Origin of the sequence: Streptomyces sp. NPDC002574 (assembly GCF_042889545.1) — a bacterium.
Taxonomy (GTDB): Bacteria; Actinomycetota; Actinomycetes; order Streptomycetales; family Streptomycetaceae; genus Actinacidiphila.
Window position 1 is genome coordinate 546,587 of record NZ_JBIARB010000006.1, and the last position, 4,439, is coordinate 551,025.

Sequence of the window (4,439 nt, forward strand, 5' to 3'; positions counted from 1 at the left end):
GGCCCCCCCCGCCCGCCCGCGCGCCCGCCCGCCCCGCCCCCCCCCGCCTTGTGGGGGGGGGGGCGGCCCGGCCCCCCCGGCCCCCCACCACCACGCCGTCGTCGTACGGGACGTGCCGTCAGGGCATCGGCGCGCCTTCCGGCGACTGGGGGATGCCCAGCGCGGTGGTGTACTTGGCGACCACGAGCTTGCCGATCGCCGGGTAGGGGCCGAGCGCGTCGGCGGCCGAGCAGCCGGCCTCCTTACCCGCGTCGTGCAGCACCTCGGGAGCGACCTCCGGGCCGACCACGTACGGCGCCAGGGCCAGGGTCAGCGAACCGGAGGAACGCAGCTGGTCGGCGGCCTCGGCGATCGAGCCCTCGATGTCCAGCGCGGCGGGCAGCACCGGCACGGCGAGCCGCGCGGCGAGCAGCAGACCGGTCACGCCGGCGGCCTGGACCGCTTCCTCGCCGCCCACGGTGGCCAGGATGATGCCGTCGGCAGCCGTGGCGACCGTGAACAGCCGGGCACGGTCGGCACGCGCCAGACCGGCCTCCGACAGCCGCACGTGCAGCGCCTCCGCGAGCAGCGGGTGCGGGCCCAGCACATCGGTGACCTCGGCCGCGGAGCGGCTGTCCATGACGGCCTGCCGCAGCCGGCGCATCACCGACGGCTCGGGCCCGGCCAGCAGCGGCACCACGATCGCCGCGGGGGAGTCGTCACCGCGCTCGGCGGCCGTCCGGGTCAGCACGGACTCCAGCGAGGGGTACTCATCGCCGTCACCGTCGACGTAGCCGACGCGGGGGTCGAGACCGGCCAGCTCGATGCGCGCGATGCTGACGATCTCTTCCGCCAGGCTGCGTATCGCGGGGGAAGGCGTACCGGGCACGGCAAGGACCAGCGCGGGGGCGCCCTCGGGCGTGGTCAGCGTTTCCGGTCGCCGGTGCCGCCCGGGCTGGCGGGGGCGCGGCATTCGAACGGGCAGGCCGGGTGCGGGGCCTTCGGCAGTGCTCATGGCGAGGCATGCTAGTGCCTTTGCGCGCGCTGTTGTTCGGGCGGGTCCTTCGCAGGGGTTACCTGTCCGGTTCTGTCCCGATACGGCGCCGGGCCCGCTCGGCCCGGCGCCGTACCGCGGGCACCGGTCAGCCCAGTCCGCGCGAGTCCTGCTTCAGCGCGGTGTCGACGGTGAGCGCCGAGGCGACGACCATGCTGAGCAGCGGTTCCTCCAGTCGGCGATGGATCTGCAGCACGTAGTTGTCGGCCGTGGTGAACATCGTCTTCGCCAGGCCCTCCCACGTCTTGGTGATACGGGCCACCTCGGTCCCGGAGTGGTCGACGATCGCGAAGTTCCAGGCCCGCCAGTTCTCCGCCTTGATGGCCCCGATCTGCTGACCGTTCACCTCGAACGCGAAGTTGATCTTGCCGATCGCGTTCTGCTGGACGATCTCGCCGAGCGTCGTGCCGTCCGGGCGCTGTACGACGACCTTCGACTTGATGAACTTCGCCGGGCGGGTGAGCAGCAGCTGCGGCTGCCCGTGCGCGTCGCGCACCTCCAGGCGGACCGACAGGAACTGGTCGACGCTGGAGACGAAGCGCAGCACCTTGCGCGCGGTGCTCTGGCCGACCTGGATCACCGAGCCGAGCCGGCCGCCGTTCTGGTCGAAGACGCTGTACTCGTTGTTCAGCTCGATGAGCTTGGCCTTCTGGTTGACCACGAGGACCGGCTCGCTGAACAGCGTGCCGCCGCCCGCGGCACCCGGAGCGAGGCCCGCCTGCTGCTGCACCTGCCGCTGGATGCGCGAGGGGTCGTGGCCGCCGTCGACACCCAGCTCCCAGGGGTTCTCCTTGGTGGAGGGCGGGGGCTGCTGCCCCGCGTGGGTGTGCTCCGTCCACTGGGACCCGTCCCAGTAGCGCAGCAGGTTCTGAGTGCCGTGCGGGTCCGCGTACCAGCCCGCTGGGGTGTTCGATTGCGTCGTCACCCGGGCAGGGTAACGGCTGCCACCGACAGTTCGGTTGCCGGTCCACCGGATCGGCGACGCCCGTGCCCGGGGGCGACGGCCGCCGCCTCTGACGAGGCGTCAACAGCGGGCCGTGCACACAAGGTCACAGCCAGGGTTCATTGACTGATCGTGAAGGCGTCATGTGCGCTCTTCACGGGATCTCTCTAATCGGGTGCGTACCCATGATCGACATGGGTGCAGCGGTGGCGTTGCCTCCGCGTCCTCTCCCGACCCGAGGTTCCCATGAAATTGATGGTCATGAACCATCGGCGTGCAAGGCCACTGCTCGTGGTGCTCGCCACGGCGACCGCGCTGGCGGCCGCACCCGCCGTGGCGTACGCGGACAGCAGCCGGCCCGCGCCCGTCACCGGCGGCATACCGCTGATCAACACGTCCGAGAAGATCGGTCCGGGGATCGGCCTGCAGCACGTCAAGGCGGTCGACCAGAAGGGCTGGTACGACGCGCAGTTCCTGACCGTCGACCTGTCCAACAGCGCGGTCGGCACGGACCTGCTGAGCTCCGGACCGGTCGCGTCCGGTGGGCCGCTCAGCGAGGCCGTCGACAAGGCCGGCGCCGTCGCGGGCGTGAACGGCGACTTCTTCGACATCGGCAACTCCAACGCGGCGCTCGGCGGCGAGATCCAGGACGGGCAGCTCGTCAAGACGGCCGACATCTCCGGCGGCCGCAAGCACGTCGGTGTCAGCAAGGACGGCGTCGCCCAGCTCGTGGACCTCACGGTCAACACGACGGCGAAGTTCGCGGGCGCGGACCACAAAGTCCTGTCGATCAACGCCGCGAACGGCGGCGGCATCCCCGCCGACGGCATGGTCGCCTTCACGCCCGCGTGGGGCACCTACAGCCGCAACAACGGCCTGACGGGCGTCGCCAACGACCAGATCGCCGAAGTCCTGGTCAAGGACGGCGCGGTCGTGTCGGTCACCCCCAACGGCCCCGCGGGTTCCGGTGCGATCCCGGACGGCGGCTTCGTGCTCGTCGGGCGCGGCGCCTCGGCGGCCGCGATCCGCGCGCTCCAGCCCGGTGACCCGGCGGCGCTCAGCTACTCGCTCGCCGACAACGTTGCCAAGACGATGCAGTTCGCGATCGGCCACGGCGGCACCATCGTCACCGGCGGCCAGCCCGTCAAGGGCCTCGACACCTCGATCGCCCCGCGCACCGCGCTCGGCTTCAAGGACGGCGGCAAGACGCTCGTCCTCGCCACTTGGGACGGCCCGGGCGGCACCGGCAAGGGCGGCATCGGGATCGACAAGGAAGCGCGCGACCTCGCCGCGATGGGCGTGGAGACCGCGGTCAACCTCGACGGCGGCGGCTCGTCCACCATGGTGGCCCGCAGCCTCGGCGAAGACGACGCCACCGTCCGCAACGTGCCGTCCGACGGCCACGAGCGCAATGACCCGAACGGTGTCGGCGTGTTCGTCTCCAAGGGCGACGGCCAGGTGCACCAGCTCCTCGTCAAGCCCGCTCCCGGCGCGGCGTCGGCCGATGACGGCGTGAAGGTCTTCCCGGGGCTGCACCGCTCGCTCGTCGCGGAGGGTGTGGACAGCCACCAGACGCCGGTGACGGTCGACCCGAAGTCCGTGGAGTGGTCTGTGGCATCCGGAGGGTCCGTCAAGGACGGCACGCTCCTGGCCACGACCGACGCCGCGCACAGCCCGATCAATGTCGGGGCGCAGGCGGGTGGCCAGAAGGCGTACCAGAAGGTCACCGTCCTTCACCCGGTCAACACCGTCGAGCTGTCGTCCGAGCGCCTGTCGATCGCCGACGCGACGCCCGCCGACGCGACCACCGTCTCCGTGACCGGCCGCGACGACCGGGGCTACACCGCCCCGATCGACCCGCAGGACCTCTCGCTGGACTACGACCACGACGTGGTCGACATCAAGGCCGTGGACGGCAAGCTGCGGATCACCCCGCTCACCGACGCGGGCACGATCCTCACGGTCTCGGCCGGCGGTAAGTCGGTCCAGCTGCCGATCACGGTCGGTGTGCAGACCAGGACGGTCTACGACTTCGACGACGACGTGCTGGCCCGCTGGCGCAACAACAGCACCGCGGCCACGACGTTCTCCAAGGCCCCTGAGGGCCTGCGGATCGACTTCAACGCGATGCGCAACGTCGGCATCACGGCGGCGTCGGCGGCCCAGCGCATCTCGGTGCCCGGTCAGCCGCTGCGCCTGCGGGTGCGGCTCAAGTCGAGCATCAGCGTGCCCAGCGGTCTGAGCTACCTGGCGTTCTACGACGGGAACGGCAAGAGCAACGGCATCTACGGCACTGGCCTGAGCGCGAGCTCCGACTGGCAGTACGCGACGTTCACGCTGCCGGCCAATACGGTGTTCCCGATCGCGGTCTCGGGTTTCCAGGGCATCAACACCAGCGTCTCGCAGCAGAAGGCGGGCACGTTCGTCCTGGACCGTATCGAGGCGGACGTGCCGACCTCGATC

At 71.2% G+C, this 4,439-nt stretch carries 3 protein-coding genes; 1 reads left to right on the plus strand and 2 read right to left on the minus strand.

The features are described 5' to 3' along the window. Positions 1-118: 118 nt before the first annotated feature. Entirely contained in the window at positions 119-994 is an 876-nt protein-coding gene (locus ACFYXS_RS17450) for a sirohydrochlorin chelatase (protein WP_389248848.1), read from the minus strand. A 127-nt stretch (positions 995-1,121) separates the two neighbouring features. Continuing rightward, positions 1,122-1,958 carry a phospholipid scramblase-related protein gene (locus ACFYXS_RS17455; RefSeq protein WP_389248850.1) on the minus strand — a complete coding sequence of 279 codons (837 nt, stop codon included), beginning with the start codon at positions 1,956-1,958 and terminating at the stop codon, positions 1,122-1,124. Between the two features lie 279 nt (positions 1,959-2,237). Between ACFYXS_RS17455 and ACFYXS_RS17460 the strand changes: the two genes are divergently transcribed. Continuing rightward, the coding region (locus ACFYXS_RS17460) for a phosphodiester glycosidase family protein (RefSeq protein ID WP_389248852.1) at positions 2,238-4,439 on the plus strand (2,202 nt) is incomplete at its 3' end.